The sequence below is a fragment of the Synechococcus sp. RS9907 genome, assembly GCF_014279615.1.
In the GTDB taxonomy this organism is placed as follows: domain Bacteria; phylum Cyanobacteriota; class Cyanobacteriia; order PCC-6307; family Cyanobiaceae; genus Parasynechococcus.
In genome coordinates this window covers 1628072-1645287 of record NZ_CP047944.1, presented here as the reverse complement: position 1 = coordinate 1645287, position 17216 = coordinate 1628072, and the positions used below count along the sequence as shown (strand labels likewise).

At 55.6% G+C, this 17216-nt stretch carries 22 protein-coding genes; 16 read left to right on the top strand and 6 right to left on the bottom strand.

The genetic code is table 11. From position 1 onward, the window contains the following. Positions 1–61 precede the first annotated feature (61 nt). The 11 genes from SynRS9907_RS09095 to SynRS9907_RS09045 all read left to right on the top strand — a co-directional run bounded on the left by SynRS9907_RS09095 (position 62) and on the right by SynRS9907_RS09045 (position 5529). Positions 62–904 carry a sigma factor gene (locus tag SynRS9907_RS09095; RefSeq protein WP_188020762.1) on the top strand — a complete coding sequence of 281 codons (843 nt, stop codon included), beginning with the start codon at positions 62–64 and terminating at the stop codon, positions 902–904. Between the two features lie 101 nt (positions 905–1005). Further along, complete coding sequence (locus SynRS9907_RS09090; RefSeq protein ID WP_188020761.1) at positions 1006–1374, top strand: hypothetical protein; 369 nt, start codon at positions 1006–1008, stop codon at positions 1372–1374. Between the two features lie 25 nt (positions 1375–1399). Further along, complete coding sequence (locus tag SynRS9907_RS09085) at positions 1400–1978, top strand: hypothetical protein (RefSeq protein WP_188020760.1); 579 nt, start codon at positions 1400–1402, stop codon at positions 1976–1978. Further along, positions 1975–3129 (top strand): hypothetical protein, encoded by a 1155-nt coding sequence (locus SynRS9907_RS09080; RefSeq protein ID WP_188020759.1) that lies wholly within the window; start codon positions 1975–1977, stop codon positions 3127–3129. The genes SynRS9907_RS09085 and SynRS9907_RS09080 overlap by 4 nt, the downstream gene beginning before the upstream one ends. A gap of 204 nt (positions 3130–3333) precedes the next feature. Further along, entirely contained in the window at positions 3334–3474 is a 141-nt protein-coding gene (locus SynRS9907_RS09075; RefSeq protein ID WP_188020758.1) for a hypothetical protein, read from the top strand. A gap of 3 nt (positions 3475–3477) precedes the next feature. Continuing rightward, complete coding sequence (locus tag SynRS9907_RS09070) at positions 3478–3675, top strand: type II toxin-antitoxin system HicA family toxin (RefSeq protein WP_188020757.1); 198 nt, start codon at positions 3478–3480, stop codon at positions 3673–3675. Positions 3676–3702: 27 nt separating this feature from the next. Then, positions 3703–3855: a hypothetical protein gene (locus tag SynRS9907_RS09065; protein ID WP_188020756.1), complete on the top strand. Its 153-nt coding sequence runs from the start codon at positions 3703–3705 to the stop codon at positions 3853–3855. Continuing rightward, positions 3852–4223: a hypothetical protein gene (locus SynRS9907_RS09060; protein WP_188020755.1), complete on the top strand. Its 372-nt coding sequence runs from the start codon at positions 3852–3854 to the stop codon at positions 4221–4223. Before SynRS9907_RS09065 ends, SynRS9907_RS09060 begins: the two co-directional genes overlap by 4 nt. Then, entirely contained in the window at positions 4223–4495 is a 273-nt protein-coding gene (locus SynRS9907_RS09055) for a hypothetical protein (protein ID WP_188020754.1), read from the top strand. Before SynRS9907_RS09060 ends, SynRS9907_RS09055 begins: the two co-directional genes overlap by 1 nt. Positions 4496–5012: 517 nt before the next feature. Then, a complete protein-coding gene (locus SynRS9907_RS09050; RefSeq protein WP_255445853.1) occupies positions 5013–5192 on the top strand; it encodes a hypothetical protein in 180 nt (59 codons plus the stop codon). A 142-nt stretch (positions 5193–5334) separates the two neighbouring features. Further along, complete coding sequence (locus SynRS9907_RS09045; RefSeq protein ID WP_186514748.1) at positions 5335–5529, top strand: hypothetical protein; 195 nt, start codon at positions 5335–5337, stop codon at positions 5527–5529. A gap of 121 nt (positions 5530–5650) precedes the next feature. Here SynRS9907_RS09045 and SynRS9907_RS09040 read toward each other — a convergent pair whose 3' ends face one another. Beyond that, positions 5651–6103, bottom strand: a complete 453-nt coding sequence (locus SynRS9907_RS09040; RefSeq protein WP_188020753.1) for a hypothetical protein — start codon at positions 6101–6103, stop codon at positions 5651–5653. After that, positions 6096–6257: a hypothetical protein gene (locus SynRS9907_RS09035; protein WP_188020752.1), complete on the bottom strand. Its 162-nt coding sequence runs from the start codon at positions 6255–6257 to the stop codon at positions 6096–6098. Before SynRS9907_RS09035 ends, SynRS9907_RS09040 begins: the two co-directional genes overlap by 8 nt. Before the next feature lie 72 nt (positions 6258–6329). Between SynRS9907_RS09035 and SynRS9907_RS14070 the strand changes: the two genes are divergently transcribed. Together SynRS9907_RS14070 and SynRS9907_RS09030 are read left to right on the top strand one after the other, a co-directional pair. Next, entirely contained in the window at positions 6330–6461 is a 132-nt protein-coding gene (locus SynRS9907_RS14070; RefSeq protein ID WP_255445852.1) for a hypothetical protein, read from the top strand. Continuing rightward, a complete protein-coding gene (locus SynRS9907_RS09030) occupies positions 6458–6724 on the top strand; it encodes a Nif11-like leader peptide family natural product precursor (protein WP_188020751.1) in 267 nt (88 codons plus the stop codon). The genes SynRS9907_RS14070 and SynRS9907_RS09030 overlap by 4 nt, the downstream gene beginning before the upstream one ends. A 54-nt stretch (positions 6725–6778) precedes the next feature. On the opposite strand, the gene SynRS9907_RS09025 is transcribed toward SynRS9907_RS09030, so the two are convergent. Continuing rightward, complete coding sequence (locus SynRS9907_RS09025) at positions 6779–7144, bottom strand: hypothetical protein (protein WP_255445851.1); 366 nt, start codon at positions 7142–7144, stop codon at positions 6779–6781. 304 nt (positions 7145–7448) lie between these two features. Between SynRS9907_RS09025 and SynRS9907_RS09020 the strand changes: the two genes are divergently transcribed. Further along, positions 7449–9947 (top strand): dynamin family protein, encoded by a 2499-nt coding sequence (locus SynRS9907_RS09020; RefSeq protein ID WP_188020750.1) that lies wholly within the window; start codon positions 7449–7451, stop codon positions 9945–9947. A 28-nt stretch (positions 9948–9975) separates the two neighbouring features. Next, positions 9976–12705 (top strand): DEAD/DEAH box helicase, encoded by a 2730-nt coding sequence (locus SynRS9907_RS09015; protein WP_188020749.1) that lies wholly within the window; start codon positions 9976–9978, stop codon positions 12703–12705. Between the two features lie 77 nt (positions 12706–12782). On the opposite strand, the gene SynRS9907_RS09010 is transcribed toward SynRS9907_RS09015, so the two are convergent. Beyond that, complete coding sequence (locus tag SynRS9907_RS09010) at positions 12783–13592, bottom strand: hypothetical protein (protein WP_188020748.1); 810 nt, start codon at positions 13590–13592, stop codon at positions 12783–12785. A 150-nt stretch (positions 13593–13742) separates the two neighbouring features. On the opposite strand from SynRS9907_RS09010, the gene SynRS9907_RS09005 reads away from it, so the two are divergent. Further along, positions 13743–14078 carry a hypothetical protein gene (locus tag SynRS9907_RS09005; RefSeq protein ID WP_188020747.1) on the top strand — a complete coding sequence of 112 codons (336 nt, stop codon included), beginning with the start codon at positions 13743–13745 and terminating at the stop codon, positions 14076–14078. A gap of 75 nt (positions 14079–14153) precedes the next feature. Here SynRS9907_RS09005 and SynRS9907_RS09000 read toward each other — a convergent pair whose 3' ends face one another. Together SynRS9907_RS09000 and brxL are read right to left on the bottom strand one after the other, a co-directional pair. Further along, positions 14154–15050: a restriction endonuclease gene (locus SynRS9907_RS09000; protein WP_188020746.1), complete on the bottom strand. Its 897-nt coding sequence runs from the start codon at positions 15048–15050 to the stop codon at positions 14154–14156. A 30-nt stretch (positions 15051–15080) separates the two neighbouring features. Beyond that, positions 15081–17213, bottom strand: coding sequence for a BREX system Lon protease-like protein BrxL (brxL, locus tag SynRS9907_RS08995; protein ID WP_188020745.1), 2133 nt, complete (start codon positions 17211–17213; stop codon positions 15081–15083). Between the last annotated feature and the right edge of the window lie 3 nt (positions 17214–17216).

Here is a 17216-nt window from a genome sequence, read left to right as displayed (position 1 = left end):
GGGCAGGGGCAGAAGGTTGAGCTGGGTACCCTGTCTGAGTTCGTATCGCAATAGGTCGGTGATGGCGGGGCACCTCGACTTCAAGCTCACCAAGCAGCAGCAGGCCTTCGCGGCAGAGCACGTTCGTCTGGCCTGCCATGAGGCCCATCGCTTCTCCCGCCGCACCGGCATCGCCTACGAGGATCTGGTCGGTGCCGCCCACATCGGCCTCGCCAAAGGTGCCCATCGCTTTGATCCGGGCCTGGGCTACAAGCCCAGCACCTATCTGGTGAGCCTGATCCGCGGTGAGCTGCTGCATTACTGCCGCGACAAGACCTACCTGCTGCGGATCAGCCACCGGGTGCGTGAGCTTTGGTTGCAGGGCCGGGGGTTCATTCCCCTCGGCCACAGCGATCAGCAGATCGCCGAGGCGTTGCAGGTGGAGCTGGCCGTCTGGCTGGAGTGCCGTCAGGTCTGCTCCGGTCCGCCGGTTCCGTTGAACGAGGCTGTGCATGAGATCGCCTCCCCCGGGGCGCACGGACGGCCCCAACTGATCGAGGACGATCGAACCGGCGGCTATCTCGCTGCGGTGCGCCAGGCCTGGGACGCCAATCCCCATGACGCATCCACCCTGTTCTGGAGCATCCGCGGGAGCCTCGGTGCCATCGAGCAGCGCCAACGGGCCCTCGTGCGCGTGCTGGAGGCGGCCGCGCTCGCGATGGATGACGTTGCGCTGCCCAAGGCTGAACCCCAAACGGCTGAACCCCACAAGGCTGAAGCCCAGAAAACGGAACCCCTGAAGCACAGGCGGGTCAGTGCTGTTGAGGGCGACGCATCTGAGCCTGCGCCTGCGCCTGCGGTTGGGATGGCCGTTGCCGAGGCCGACCTGGGCAGCGGCCGGGTTCAGATGACCCTGCCGTTTTGATTCCTGTAAGGATTCGAATCGAGATAGATTGAAGGGTTGCTGCTCTTCCGTGACCCCCGCTCTGATTCGGCTCCGTTGCCCGGCTGTGGCCTCCCCCGTCCATGGCTAGGGGGGCCGCCTACTACCGCAGGCACCGTGAGGCGATCCTCGTTCGGCATGCCCATCGCCGCATCACCCGCCACAAGCCCGATGGCGTGACGCCCAGGGCGCTGCTGCTGAAAGTCCGGCTCCGTTGCCTGGCCCTGGGTTTTGACCCGGGCAGCACGCCGGCCATGCAACTGGCGGCGATTGAGATCTATCTGGAGGCGGTCCCCTACTCGGCGGAGTGGTGTTGGTTGCACCCCGATGAGATCCACAACCGCTCCATCGCCTGGGCCCAGAAATGGCGCAATCTCCCCCGCCTGCGCCAGCGGGTGACTGAAGCCTTCAACGCCCTCGCCCCGGATTGTCAGTCACCGCTGGCTGGTTGAACCCGTCCTGCATTTTCTGATCAACATGCTCGCCAAGCTCGCTCCACCCGTCGCCTCGGTGCTCGACCCGACGGGACCGCGGACCATCGCCACCGAGATCAGCGCCCTTGACCTGCGTCTGGGCGAAATGATTCGTGAGGTGGCCGCCGCCAACGGCTACGACAGCCCCGAAACGATTGCTGTTCTCGAACGCCACGGCCTCAAGACCGCAACCCAGTTCGTTCGGCCGTTGATGCTGATTCTCCAGCGTCCGAGCGAATCGCCGCTGCGCAAGCTCACCGCTTTTGAAATCGAGGCCCTGTTCTGCGCCAACGACCGGCAGCAGCAGGAGGTGCTCACGCTGCTGGAGGAGGAGTTCGACGCCGGCCTCACCCCCGAGATCACCACCGGCATCGTCACCCGCCTGCTGGCCAAGGGGCGGGCCCGGCGTGCTGCCGCCAAGGTGCGTGAGGGGCGACCGGTCACCCGCACCCGTGACGATTACGCCCTCGAGGCCGCCCAGCTGCGCGAACGGGTTCAGCGGCTCGAGCACCACATCGAAAGCCTCGCCCAGGCCGCTGATAACGAGGAGGTCAAGGCCCTGATCCTGGAGGTGCTCCAGTGATCAACCTCGACAAGCTCAAACGGGCCAGGCATGAGCGTCAGGCCGCCTTGATCGATGAGGTGGTGAGCGATCCCCTGGCGGGCCTGTCTCCGGATGCTGCGGAGCAGCGGCTCCGCGATGAGCGCAACCACGGTCGCCGCGCCCGCCGTGCTGCGGCCCGCGAGGAGCTCAAGGCCCAGGCCCGCCGCCAGGCCTTCGCTCGGCTCGATCAGGTGGGGGAAGCGGTTGAGGCCTATTACGGCAGCCAGGCCCACGCCGCTGCCCCGGTGCTGCGGGGTGGCTCGCTGGTGGTTCAGGTCTCCGATGTGCACTTCGGCTGCGTTGTGCGCGGCCTGGAGCAGCGGGACAACGCCAACACCTGGGATTCCCAGGTGGCCTGCAGGCGCTTCAAAACCCTGGCAGAAGCGGCGAAGTTCCACGGCATCTCCCATGGCGCGGAAGAACTGGTGGTGGCCCTGACCGGCGATCTGTTCGACAGCAAGATCGGCAAGGAGCGCTACGACAAGCTGCTGAACAGCGAGACCGCTGCGGCGCTGACCTACATGCGCGGCAAGGATCTGCTCATTCAGTTCATCGACGACCTGCGGGAGAGCGAGATCTTCGGGGCGATCCGGGTGGTGGGCATCGCCGGCAACGAGGCCCGCCTCTACGCCGACCGGGGCCACTCCCACATCATGGCCAGCGACAACTGGGATGCCCTGCTCAACGCTGATCTGGCGGCCCGCTACCGGGGCTCCGATGTGGCGTGTGAGTTCGGGGTGAATCGCTACGTCGCTGAGATTCAGGGGTGGCGGATGCTGCTGATCCACGGCGATCAGGGTCGCTTCAACCCCACCAACCAGACCCAGATCCAGAGCCTGCTGGGGAACCACGACGCCGACTTCGGCATCAGCGGCCACATCCACGACACCCTGATCACCGGCAAGTGGATCCGCTGCGCCTCGATGATGGGAACCGACGCCTACGCCGGCGATGGCCTGGGCCTCGAGGGGATGGCGGCCCAGACCATCCTCTGGCTGGCACCGGGGGTGCGTCACGCCTATGCCATCGACCTGCAGAACCCGAGCGAGGAGTTGGTGCCGTATCAGCTGTTCGACTATGCGGGCGCTTTCGGCTTTGCCGACAACCTGTTCGGATTCGAACACCAATAGTGCTGTGGCCTGGCGCTGGTGCTCGATCCCTCAGGCGACTCTCAGGTTAGAACGTTGCGTCATGGCCCCTCTCTGGTCAGTCTGTGTTCAGAGGATGATTCTGGCCATCGACGGTGTCTCGCCGCCGTTCCTCCCGTCAGGGCGTCCTGCAGACCCAATCGCGTTGCCAGCAACCAATTCGAATCCGAACCCTTACAGCTTGAGATGACTCACTGCGCCGTCACCCTCCTCGATCGCCGGGGCGCCTGCTTCACCGAAACCGTGACCGCTCGCGGCCCGCTCGAGGCAATTCACCACGCTGCCAGCCGTTTCAACGGCCGTGTCATTCGTTGTTTCCCTGCTTGAGCCATGACCAAATCCATCCGCGACATCCTCAACATTGCTGCTTTGGAGGGCTTTCACCTGCATCGCTCCAGCGGCAAGCACCTTGTGTTCCGTGGCCCCGGTCGCAGCACTGTCGTCACCTCCAAGACCGCCTCCGATCACCGCACCGCCAAAAATTTCGTCTGCCAGATGCGCCGCGCCGTGGCCGCCTCGGCTGGTTGAACCCTGTTGCTATTCGAACCCTGATCAATGCTGAACACCCCGATCAAGACCGCCGCTCAGGCCCATACCGCCATCGCCCAGCTCTTTGCTCGCGCTGCGGCCTGTGCGTGTCCGATCCAGGCCCAGGCCCTGGTGCTGCTGGCCGAGGACCTGCTCGCTCTCGCCCGCGAGTTGCCGTGACCCGTCGCCCCATCTCCCCCCAGCCGATCAGCACCCATCGCCTGGATCGTTCTGCCGAACGCGTCATCGCCCATCGGCTGATGGCTGCTGCTGTGGATCCTGCGGATCGTCCTGGGGGCTGTCACCCCAGCATTCGGGTGTTCCTTGAGCGCTCGGGTTGTGGATCCAATCGCTTCAAGGCGGCCAGGGTGTTGCGGACTCTGCTCAGTGATCTGGGGCCGGGCTGCTACCTGACCCGCTTTGGCTCCGGCCCGTTGTTCAAAGCCGTGATCCATGGCCGGTTCTGCAGCGGAAGCCTGGATCAAGTGATCGAGCAGGTCGGCCTGCTCCTGCCCGCTCACCCGTTTTTTTGCCCGCTGCAGCGCTGATGCGCATCGGCGTTGACCGGCAAGGGCCAACAACCAAAGGAGGCGACGCGATGACCGGTAACTGGGTGAAGCGGTTGATCACCGGTGTGGTGGTGGCGACGGCGGCCTGTGCTGTTCTGCTGTTTGCAGGCTGCAGCACTGGAGCATGGACGAGCGACCAGTGCGATGACGGTCAGGACCGGGCTTTTGGGGTGCTGTCCGGGCTGCTCACCACCGTGATGGGCCTGGCGATCCGGCTCGATGCCCTCGATGACGCGCGACAGCAGCGCTGATCAGTCGCAGTCCTGGCGGCCAAAGAAAAGAGGGCGGCCCCTCAGCCAACCCTCTCAGACGCATTCAGAGGCAACCGCCCCTGCCCCCATTGTTGTGACTCACCTGGCAGCACCGCGCTTTGCAGGTGCCTTCTTTCCAATCAGCCTTCATCAGGTTGGGAGGTGGGAGTCACTCGAATAAGAACTGAGGCCCGCTGAGCAAAACCCAGCGTTGACGAACGACTCTTCTGATCTGATGCAGCCACCACCGTTGCAGCCACCACCGTTGCAGTCACCGCAGCGATGGTGAAGGATCAGCGGCCTCCAGCGCCTGCGCACGCCTGGTTTTTGCCTCAGAGCCGGTAGGGAAAGCCGAATTGCGCTTGAAAATGTGTTGCTGATGGACCCGCCCCAGTGCTGCTGAGCACGCTGATCGTTGAGCGTCCTCGATAAATTACAGACATCGTTGGCCTGCCCTTTGCAGGTGCAGTTCGATCCGGGGTCATGCAACGGGGACCCGGACACTGTGGAGACGTTGATGTCACCTCTCGACCTCGTCAAGCGCGCAACCCAGCGCAAGCAACGCCTCACTGAGGCTCAACTGGCCCATTTGCGTGTCACCGCCTATCGCGGTGTCGACACTTCAGCCCACCTTTCTCCGACCATTGCTCGCAGCTCTGCCGCCTGCACCGATCGGGGCGTGGCTACCACCAGCTGAACTGGTGCCACTGATCGGCAAGCCAGCGCCCCCTCGAGGGGCGTTTTTTTTTGCGCATTAAAAGCTTTCTCGATGGTTTGTTTCAACACAGTTCTCACCCCTGGAGGAGCCTTACAACGGAAACACGATTGAAGGAGCTTCCATGAGTCGATCAAGGTCGTTCAACCGCTTTCATCGTTATCTGGCACGGCAGAAACGCCGTGGTCTGCGCTCTGTTCTGCCGCAGTTCCAGATGGACTTCGAGATCTACGGATCTCCCATCGATCACAGCCGCGACATGCTCAACAGGTTGAAAGGGCGTGAAGTGGAGCTTGAGCTGCTTGACGCTGAAGCCTGACTTCAGCGCTCAGGAAGCCACCACCTTCAGCAGCCGGTCAGTGTTGATCCATGGCATGACGTCGATTGCTCCATCAGCCACCTTGGACAACATTGCGATGACCAGGTTGATTTTGCTGCCATCAATCCAAGCGGGGGAGTTGTTCGTCCGCTGGGATGGCTTGAGCAGCTTTCAGCAGCGGACGCATCGAGACGAAAGGCTTTCCTGACTGGCGAACAAGCCACGCATGGATTTCTAGACCGTTGTAGATCACGTCGAACGTGCCTTCTGGATTGATGCGCACTGCGATCAGGTAAGTGTTCAGGCTGGGGCGACGCTTGGAGAGCATCACACCAGCCGCTCGGCTCGTCACGGTTTTGATCTGAACCATTCGCCCGTCCGATGTATGGGCATCAATTCCTTTGGTCATCGCCTTGCAGAGGTTGAGTCCGAAAGCTTCAGCGACCAAAACCTCTCCAAGGTTGCCCAGTTGTTGTCCACTCGGTAGAAAACTTCTGCCTGGGATCTCCTCTTCCAATTGCTGAGAAACAGCAAAAAGTTGTTGGGTTAGCTGTGCAATCTTCTCCTTATTCATCTGCTTCCGTCGTCTCCACCATCCATCCCAGTAGGTGCTCAAGCACATCGCCACGACTTCTCAATCCCCACTCCTTGCGCTTCAGGTCGATCATGGTTGCGAGCTCATCTGACAGGTGAATCGTGATGGCTTTTTTGTTTTTGATGTGATGCATCAGGAGCCGACTGCTGGACTAAGAATGGCAGTGTTCTCCAGCTTCAGCTGCCCAGACGTCCACACCTGAGCGTTGGCTCCAGAGTCGCTTGGCCGATCGGCAGGCAACGGCAGGGTCGTGATTGGTAGCGAAGTGAACCTGGTCATTGCCTCGATTGACGGCATGCTGCAGATCACCCGGGAGGTGGAGGTGCAGCTTCTGTGAGCAGGCAGGAACTCGAGCGGTTCGTCGATGATGCCGAGCAGGATTCCTCGATCCGCTGGCTGCTGCGCCACTGCCGCACGAACGATGCCCTGATCCTGGCGGGCCGCAAGCTCGGCTATCGGATCACCCGCGTGGACCTGCAGCGGGCGATGGAGGAGGAGCGGGAGGAACAGCGCATGTGCTGGCTGGATAAACAGTGCGAAACGATCAGTCCTGCAGAAGCCATGGCATGGCTGCAAGCCGAGCAGAAGGAACGGTTGTGAACGGCTCGATGCAGCAGCACCGCTGAACAGTGGATCTGGAGGGTGCTGGAGCCCTCAGCCGCCATCCGAACCTCCATTGGCTTGGCGTTGCAGGGACTGTTCTCGTGGCCCCTCCAGCTGCTGCTCCAGGGCACGATCAATTTCATCAATGCGCTGCAGGCAGCGGCTGATCGCCGGGATCACCTCCTCCTCCAGGCGGGTGAGCTCCTCTTCTCCATAGGGGTGATCAATCCAGCAGCGCTGCAGGGGTTGCTGAGAGGCATGCCTCAGGATGCGCTCCACCGCCTTGAGCGTGGATTCCAGCAACAGGAATGGATCCTCCTGGGGGGAGGCAAAAGCGGCAGCAACGTGGGTGGGTGCCATGGTGATCGGCGCCGGTGCGGCGCAGCGATGGGACCGAGCCCAGCGGGGGCCCGACATCAGGAGGGCCTCAGACTGGAGCGGCCCGGAGCAAGCCAACAGCAATGAATGATGTTCGCACCAAGCTTTATCCATTTTTTGAGCAAAAAAATTTGCTTGCTGCTCTTTATTCGATAAAAAAGAAAATCCGCTTTTGTTCATGCTGTTGCGCCTCAACGTTTTGAGACAGATTCATGAACAATCGTAAACCTATTCAAAATATGCATATTGGCCGACCGTTGAGCCGATAACTGCGCCGGATGTGATTCCATAGACAGCATGTTGCGGTATTTTGTGCTAGTGCAGAACTGTTAAGCGTAGGGTTATGAGTGAAGCAGGGATTCCTGACACTTCGCATTGGCCGCAAGATCTCGAAAGCTTGCGTCCCAACACGCTGCTCGAATGGCTAGAAGGTTCTGCGCAAAGATTTCTAGAAAAATATGCACCTGAAAAACTAGAAGCCATTGATGCTGACAGACGCCGACTAAAAAACTTGCTTGATGGTGAGGAAGGCGTGACTATATGTTTTCTAGGCAATTCAGGTGTAGGAAAAAGTACGTTACTTAATGCACTTGCTGCTGGTGAATTTCAGGTTTTGCCTGCTGGTGGCATCGGACCTCTTACTGCACAAGCAACCGAGGTAAGGTATAGCGCAGAAAAAAGGTTTCGGGTCACATATCATCCTAAAAAAAAATTATGGCGACTGGGATTTGCCCTCGAAACTAGGCTTCAGGCATTAAGGCGATCTGAAAAAGCCGAAGTAGCTAGCAATACAAACCAAGGAGAAGAATTGAATGCCCAGTTCGAGACATCAGAACTGGCTAGCAATTTGACAAGCGAGGAGAGAACAGAAGTTCTAGAACAGGCAACATCAACGGATGAAGAATCCAATACAGCAGAGGACCCTTTAGAAGGCTACATCAAGCAAGCAAAAAATATTGTAAGCGGGAAACAGTTTACCGATATAAGTCTTGAGTACTTGGTAGATGCAATTAGAAGTGCCTGCAACTACACCATTAAATGGAATTCAATCATTCAAGAGGAAGATCAAGAGCGTATTGAAAGAGTTAGAGAAATAATGCAGTGCTCAGATGATGAGCGTGTTTATGAAAAGTGTGAGGGTGATGATCCCAGGGGATTCCAAGAAGAAATGTCGGCGCATGCTGCAGGTTTTCTATCACCTTTGATTGAAAAAATTGAAGTGGGTTGGCCTTCTGACCTTTTAGAGGCAGGCGTGATTTTGGTGGATTTACCTGGAGTTGGTATTGCTCAGGATTCTTATAGGGATGTCACGAAAAGCTATGTCAGAGATAAAGCAAGAGCTGTTGTTTTGACCGTTGATAGGGCTGGCCCAACAGAATCAACGATGGATTTAATTCGGAGCAGTGGTTTCTGGGAGCGGTTAGTAGGTGCATCAGATGATCCCGATAGTGACGCATGTGCAATGTTAATTGCAGTAACTAGAGTTGATGATGTTACTCAAACCGAATGGCAAATTAGGTCAACGAATATCGAACCCGGAACCAAAAAGCCAAAAAAACGGGAGGTTTTCGCAGAACTAGTAGAGGAGTTCAAGCCAAGAATGAAATCACAAATTGTCGAGCAATTGGAAAGAATTGGCAGCTCATCCAATGAGTCGGTCAATGAGGCCAGGACTCAAGCAAGAAATAATATTATCAACTCTCTAGAGATACATCCAGTATCTGCTCCTGAGCTTAGAAAAATTTTGGCTGATGACGAAGACGATCGTTCTTTTCTGACAGATATTGATCAAACAGGAATTCCAGATCTACAGGCGTCTCTTAAAAAGTTTGCTGAAAATGAAGCGCTAATACGTGCTGATGCGATTAATGAAGTTAGCAAAAGATTGGCGATGACATTAATTAGTGAATTGAAATTGATAGAATCGAAGTGGGAGCAAAGGACGCGTGCTGCGGAGGATGCAGAAAGGTTAGAAATAGCCTTAAAACCAATTTTAGCTGAGAAGCAGGAGGAATATCGCGCTCGCGCGTCTTCCTTTCGTAATTTTCTGGATGAGACGGTTCCTGCAAAAATTGAAACGCTGGTGTTTGAAGCTCGTGAAGTTGCTGAGGAAGAAGTAGGAAAGTATCTGAGGAGTTTAAAAGGAGCACACTGGAGGACTCTGCAAGCAGCTGTTCGCAGAGGAGGGACTTTTTATGGACAGCGCAGTATTAACCTCCCTGATGATATTACGGGCTATTTCCTGGAGCCTATGGCTGCAGTTTGGGGACAAAAACTGTTGAAAGACATCCGCAGGAAAACAGGTGAGCTTGCAAGCGATACTGAACAAATGGTTATTGAATTGTGTACGTGGGCTAAAAAAGAAGGAGGAGCATCAGTGAAAGCCGAGACCCTTCAAACACAGCAAGACAGAATATCTGCGCTCGCAAAACAAATAAAAACAGTCGGAAAAGAAGCTGTAGATGAGTTAAGATCTACGGTTAAAAGTGAGCTTACGGCAACCATAAGAGAGCCAATTAAGCAGTCATGCAAGGATTTTATTCAAGCCGGAAATGATCGAGGAATCGGAGTTAAAAATAGAATTTTAGAACTTTTTTCGGAATTAGCTAAAGAATCAACACTTGCCGCCAAAGAGCCTGCTATTCGAATTCTTCAGCAAAATGCAACAAGAGTGCGGATAGAAGTCCAGCAAGAATTGAAAAAAGGTGGAGATCCTATCCAAGATACAGCTGATTTAATTGTTGAACGGCATGAGATGCGTATGAAGAGATCTGACGCACAAAAACGAACATTAGTTCTAAAAGAAATCAAAGAATTGGCACAAGATCTCACTAATTCTTAAATAAAACAATTCTGCACCAAGAACATCAATGCTTGTCAAGTACTCTGGTTTTCCAAAAGCAGTATTGCGTACTGTTGATGATTTTGGCTTTGTTTCTTATGACCTTGTCGGCTTGCCTAGGCGGTTGCTTGAGAGCAAGGCTGTGCAGAGTCTTGTAGAAACAAGTATTGACAAACGCAGAACGAATGATATAAAAACACCTGCCACTCAGTTATTAACCTTCAAACATTCGGAAGATGATAACTGGCTTGCGCAATCCACCCGCAGTCTTTCTCGTCTTTACGCGGCTTTCTTGATTGCCGAGGATCCACAAAGACGCCTTGATGTCCGCAAAGTTTCGACACTCATGCATCAAGTGAGTCTTGTTCAGCATATTTTGCAGCGACCAGAACTTAAAAAAGTCCTCATCGGGGATGAAGTTGGACTTGGGAAGACAATTGAAGCGGGGCTCCTTGTACGTCAGATACTTGAGCAAGATAATCGAGCCAGAATCCTTTATCTTGCACCAGCTAGACTGGTCAGTAATGTATCAAGGGAATTTCGCGATAATCTAGATATTGATGCCAGAGTTTGGGCCTCCGGTAGTGAGTCTGATGCACGCCTTGAGGACGATAAGATTGTTATAGCCAGTATTCATAAGGCTGTATTTGGGAAAAATTTAAGCAAAGTAGCTAAAAGTGGTCCCTGGGACGTAGTAATAGTCGATGAGTGTCATCACTTATCCGATTGGGGTGTTACCGGCGGTCAACCCAACCGGTCATTCAAGTTGGTGAGCCAGTTGGTGAAGGATCAACCAGAGGATGGACGCTTAATACTGATGAGTGGAACACCACACCAAGGTAATGAAGTGCGATTTAAGAATATTCTGCGACTGTTATCAGACGACGGAAAAAATTTCGAAAATGCTGCAGGCCGAGTTATTTTCAGAACCAAGGATCGCGTTAAAGATTGGTTCGGCAATCCACTTTTCCCTCCCCGTGATGTTCGTGAGCCACTTGTGATTGATCTTGGCGAGAAATATAAAAAATGGTATTCATCTGTTGCTAACTTATACAATAGTAATGGCTTGAAAGGTGTTCGCCTTCGTGCAGCGGGCTGGGCTAAGGGCCAAGCTCTGCAATGGGCGGCATCAAGTGTTCAAGCTGGTTTAGGGTTTTTGACCCGTTTAGCCATAAGGAGGCTTGGCTGGGATTTGGAGAATGAAGCCCTTAAGCAAGCAATATCGGCACTACGCCCATACCGGGGAGGCCCCAAAAATGAGCCACTAGAACTCCTCTATCAACGTCTCTGCAAGCAAATCGGTAAGGGCATGACAAACGGTTCTCTCCAGGACGACGAAGAAGAAGTTGAAGAATATGACTGGATTCCGGATCCTGTTCTCCTGGAAAAACTGATACTCGATGGGATAGAACTCATTCGTGATAAAAGCTCTATGGCTAAATGGGAAGCTGTGTTTGATCTTATCGATCAGTTGGATGGAGAGAAAGTTGTTTTGTTTGCTCAACCTGTAGAGACCGTCACGGTCGTGGCTTCTGAATTAGAAAAACGATATGGGTGTAAGCCTGCCTTAATCATCGGAAACCAGGATAACGTTGAGCGAGCTGGTCAAGTTGAATCGTTTCAATCACAAGATGGACCTCGCTTTCTTATTTCGTCAAAAGCAGGAAGCGAAGGTCTGAATATGCAATGTGCTCGATGCTTGATTCACCTTGACGTGCCGTGGAACCCCATGGAGCTTGAGCAACGTGTCGGACGTGTTCATCGATTCGGCTCTCAGAAGACCATTATTGTTAATACTGTTGTGGCAGCTGGCAGTAGAGAGGTGGATATGTATCGTATTGCACGTCATAAACTATCTTTGGTGGCTCAGCATTTAGCCCCAGACCAATTTGAAGCTCTCTTTAGTCGAGTCATGTCTTTGGTGCCACCCAAGGAGCTAGAATCGATATTAGGAAATTCATCCAATCCCTTAAAACCTGAATCTACTGATGGGCATAAGTTAGGAAGACTTGTGGATGAAGGATATCGCAATTGGAGCAACTTTGACGACGTCTATCGTGTGCAAGCGGAGCAGATTCGTGAATCGAGTCCTGGCGAGGCGACTTGGGAAGATCTCGCGGCGTACTTGGTTAAATACCATGGAGCGAAGCCTGGTACTTCGGCTCATTTCCCCTCATTTCGGTTTTCTAAAGATGAAATACAGGCGGTTAGAGAAGAAGTTCCAACCATTTTATTTGATGGTACTTCTTACTCTTGTGGCGATACAAGTGGTTTAAAAGCAATTTCGGTAGAGGGCGACGTCTCCACTCCCCTGGGCTTGAATTTGGATTGGGTGCGGGAAAAATTAAAAAATACTTTTGTGACTCAGAAAAGGTCTGACGTTGCCTATGTCAATCTTCATTCGATTGATCAAAATAAAGTTCCCTTGAATGATTTGACCACTTATTTGTTTTTCTTGAGACAGAGGTTGCAGGTTGATTCGGGCCGTTGGTCGGAGAATGCAACAAATCTCTTTGCATATGCTCTACCTAACAAAGGAGGGCAAGAATTAATCACAGGCTTGCAGCTTTCTCGACTTGTCAGATGTCTCAGCAAGGCAAGCAGGATTAAGGATCCGTCATCATTGGAGGTTCGGCAAGATCTAGTAGATGTAGAAACTGAGCTATTTGGTGAGTTGAGGCAATTAACACAAGAAGATATTGAGAAGGGCTTTAGATATGCAGTCTGGCCACTTTGTGCAGTTGTAGCGGTGCCATAGCCGCTGCAGAATTTTTATCTTGATTTCTTGGTGGATATTCGAGAGTGCAATCTTCCCTTCAGGCGTTTCTGGTTCGCTCAGCTGCAGTGAGCGGCTGCTGCTGCAGCGCGGGCGCCATGGGCGGGAAAGCTGATCACAAAGGGCCGATCGGCCTGGGCGCAGAGGGGCAGACCAAAGCGGCCGCCACAGCTGCTGCACTGAATCCTGGGGCCGGCACCGGAGCGGCAGGCCGGACAAGCGACAAAGCGCACGCCCTCGTGGTGGAACACCGCTGGTGCATCGGCTGGCACAACGCAGACCGCCGGGATGCCCTGGCGCACCAAGGCCGCTGCCTTGGTGCGGGACTCGGTGGAGGCATTGATCACCAAACCCTTGGCCGCTGCTTGCCGCAATGCGGCCTGATTCTCGGGGCTCATCGGGTAGTGGGTGAATGACCACGCTGCCCGCAGATGACGGCAGGCCCGCGCCAGCTGAAGCAAGAGGGCTTGATCGATGCGCAGCGGATCGGCTGGATCCGGCCATTGATCACCGGCGACGCAATGGCGAAACAGAACCCCGGCCGGCAGCGCCAGCACCTGCTTGATCAAGGCAGCAGGACTGATTCCAGTGGCACCGGAACTGAGCCGATCCCAGTGCAGCCTGGTGTGGTAGCCCGCTTCTGCGTAGCAACCCTGATCACCGGCCAGAGAGCAGCTGGAGGGGCAGGTGTGGCGGCTGGTGCTGGAGACCGCAATCGGCCCGGTTTTGGCATTGCCTGATGGAAAGGAGAGAGAAGCGCGATGGGACGGATGAGCAGCCACAGGTGAGGTGACGCAGGACCCGCCCTGCAACCGCGCCGTCCGGCAAGGGCCAGCCACCGACCGATGGCGCAGCGCAGCGGAGCCCAACGACCAGCCCGGCTGGCTGGTGCAACCCTTGCCCAGGCGCGAAGCATGGAAGGACCTGCGGCATGTCCCCCTTCCGCTGTTGCCAACCAGCGACGCGGCAAGTCGGCACACCGGAGCTAAAGAAAGGGGCAAGCAAGTCATCAGCAATCGATGCAGTTGATCCAGTTGGAACGGGAGGACTGGAATTTCTTCTGCCCATCCACAGGCCAGCCGGTGTTCAACGACACCGGTGAGCCGAACGCTTCAACCGTGCGTGGGTTCTGGTGCCATGAGGTGCCCGATGAGCCGGAGCTGCTGTGCACAGAGCTGCAGGCCCAATGGGCTGCCCATCTGGCGATTCAAGATGCTGCTGATGAGGCCGTTGATGTGGTGGCCTTTCTCAACAGCGTTGACCATCCAGGCTGGGTGGCTTTTGAAATCACCACCTGCGGCTTTGCCTGCGGTCCAGTGAGCACAACCACCTGGACCGTGCTGGATCTCAGCTGAAGTCAGACCCTGTGCAGGCAGAGTTCAGATTGATGAGATGGTGGTGAATGTCGCAGGCAGGGGAGGCGAACCCCTTCAATCCTCACCACCAAAGAAGTCGAGATCGATTTTGGAGATCTTGATCACCTCTTTGGTTTGGATGCCAACACCATGCTGAATCATCAAATTGGCGAGCTTGTCCCCATCGACGAGAACAAGACGTGGATCCCGAATGCTCTCAGCAAAGCGCATGGCATCAGCCGTGAACTTGCTGGTGGTGACAAAGACTCCTTTACGGCAACCGCCTGAGGTCATGGCTCCAACGAAGGCCTGAACTTTCTCGCTGGAGACGGAGTTCTCCGAATAGCGCTTCGCCTGCATGTAGATCTGATCCAGGCCAAGCTTGTCTTCGTTGATCCTGCCGTCGATGCCCCCATCAGGTCCCCGCGGGACTCCCTGCATCGCTTGCCTTGATCCCCCGCCGTAGCCCATGGCAGCGAGTACGTCTAAGACCAGACCCTCAAAGTCGTGAGGATCCATCTCTTTCATTTGATCCAGCAGGTCAGAGACCAGCTGCTCCTTGATTTGCTTGACGCCCGCTTCGATCAGATCTTCTGGGGTGCTGTCTTCGGTGTTGAGGTCGCTCGTGCTGTCCGGTGTCGATTGGCTTTTCGCTTGCTTGGCGGCGTGATGCTCTTGCCACTGCTGAAATCCAGTGAGATCAGCCCGTTTGATCGGTCTGCCAAGTTCGAACAATGAATTTGCGTTTGGGCCTAACGCGAAATAACCGCGTTTTGGGCCAATCAGCGCTCCTGCTGTTCGTAGATAGGACGATGCCCAACCAATCCGGCCCCGGGCGACACTCTTACCATTGCTCTCTTGGCTGATGGCCAATTGCTCATCCGATAAACCGACTCTCTGTACGACTTCATCGATGGCGTCATTCCTCGAGAGCTCACCCTTTTCTTTGAGCACCTCCAGGAGAGGAAGCATGAACTCATGCCACTTGGGAAGATCAGCCACTTAGCCCTCCTTCTCGACCCGTATAAAGCTCACCTCACACCCCTTGGTCAGCCTCGCCTCCTGCAGATTGGTGGCGGCATTGAAGGCTGAGCTTTCAAACCACTGGAAGATGTCGAGGCCGCGGTCGAGGCTGATCTTCCAGCCGTGATTGGTGGTGATGCTGCGGGCGTGGAAGTTAGGGCTGGCATCGAACTCGAAGCTGAACGGTGTGGCCGTCTCGGCGAAGGAGTCTTTGACCTGGTTGAGGTTCTCCATCTGTTTCTCAAACTTCTCGGGGGCATCACTGTCTGCCCCAGTCACCAAATGAATGCTCACTTCATCGCCTTGGGGGGTGAGTTCATTCACCATCCGTAGGAACTCCACCAGGTTGCGGATTTGGTGGAAGGCACGGATGTATGGGTCTTTGATGATGATGCCGCTGCATCCCCGCACGTAATCGCCAAAGATGCGGCGATAGCTCCAGCCCTTGCTGTTTTCCGGCACCACCAAGTGATGTTCTTTCAGCTCCGGGTCTGCTGAAACGGAGGCAGCTGATGGCTGGGCTTCTACATGCGTGCCTGCCGTGTGTTCAGTTGTTGTGGCCGACTGCTCGTCAACTGCGGGATCAGAGCCACCGGCCGAATCCACAAGCCCAGGCCGGAGGTTGGCGAACTGTGGATACTGCTTCTCTTCTGGGGTTTGCACGCGAACCGCTGCACCACCCGCCAGGGGCTTGTAGTCAAAGTCGTTGGCTTTGAAGGTGGCATCGATGCGCAGGATTTGCTCGCGCACACGCCGCCGGCATTCCATGGCGAACTCCAGCAGTTCGCTGATCTCATCGGGTGTGGCTTTGCCATCGGGGTGAATGATCTTCATCAGACCTGAGAAGGTCTTCTCAAAGCCGGTTTGATCGCGGGTGGAGACTTCTGAGCTGATCTCGAAGTGCTGCTTGTAGAGGCCCGTGAAGTCTTCGGTGCGCAGATGCTTCAGCACTTCAGCGATGTAGTCGACCACGAAGCCATAGCCGGTGCAGAACAGTTCATGGCGCACCGGCTGTACTTCCCAGCCTGGGTTGAAGGCGTGGATGCGATCAAGGAAAGCCGAATCGATGTATTTGTCCGGGAGCGGTTCGTAGAAGTGGGAGTTCTTGAGCATGTAGGCCACCGACTTCTGGGTGTTGCCCATGAAGACCATGGAGGCTTCCGCTGACAGCTGTTCGATGCCCCGCGAGAAGGTGCGGTTGGCCATGTAGTTCTTCATGATGTCGACCAACGTCTTGTCGACCTTCTTGTCTTTGCCGGCGAACTCGTCGAAGCAGATGCAGTCCCAATAACCAACCAGGCCGATCTTGCCGTTGGCGTTGCTGACAAACAGCTTGGGGGCCGTGACCTCAGAGCCCGAGATCAACATCCCGTGGGGTGAGAACTCGGCATAGACGTGCGACTTACCGGTGCCTTTGGGCCCGAGTTCCAGCAGGTTGTAGTTGCGCTCGCAGAAGGGGATCAGGCGGATCAAGGTGAGCAGCTTTCCGCGCCGCGTAAATGGCTCGGGATTGAAGCCAACGCTCTGCATCAGCACATCCATCCACTCATCGGTGGTGAACTGAGCTCGCGCTTTCAGGAAGTCGTCGTGGTCGACGCCGGCCACTTGGATCGGCTTGAGGCCAGCGATCTGCCATGGGCTGGCTTTGGGATCCACCGGGAGTTCGTACTCCACATCGGTGATGGCCCAGATGCCACCGACCAGCAGCTTGGGAAAGCGTTTGACGTAGGAGTCGTCGATCGGAACCTTCTTGATTCCGAGGTTGGTGAACTCCACCTCGTGGAAGCCCGCCTTTTCGTTGAACGAAACGGTGAGCTTGTCGATCACCTTGTGGCTGCCCCGATCTTTGATCGTGGATTTCACCAGCTCCGCCTGGTTCCGGTGCACGTAGTGCTTGGCCAGGATGCGGCGCACGGATTCGAGCCCGTCTTGGATCTGCTCGGGGTCGTCAGTGGCGCAGTGCTGCCCGAGCAAGTACTCGAGCACATAGGTGGGCACCACCGCGTTTTGCTTGAGCTCGGTGGTGAGGTCTTTGCGCACCACCAAGCCAGGGAAGTGCTCCAGGATCTTTTGATCCAGGGGGCTGTGGGCGGCAGGGGTGCTGATGCTCATGGC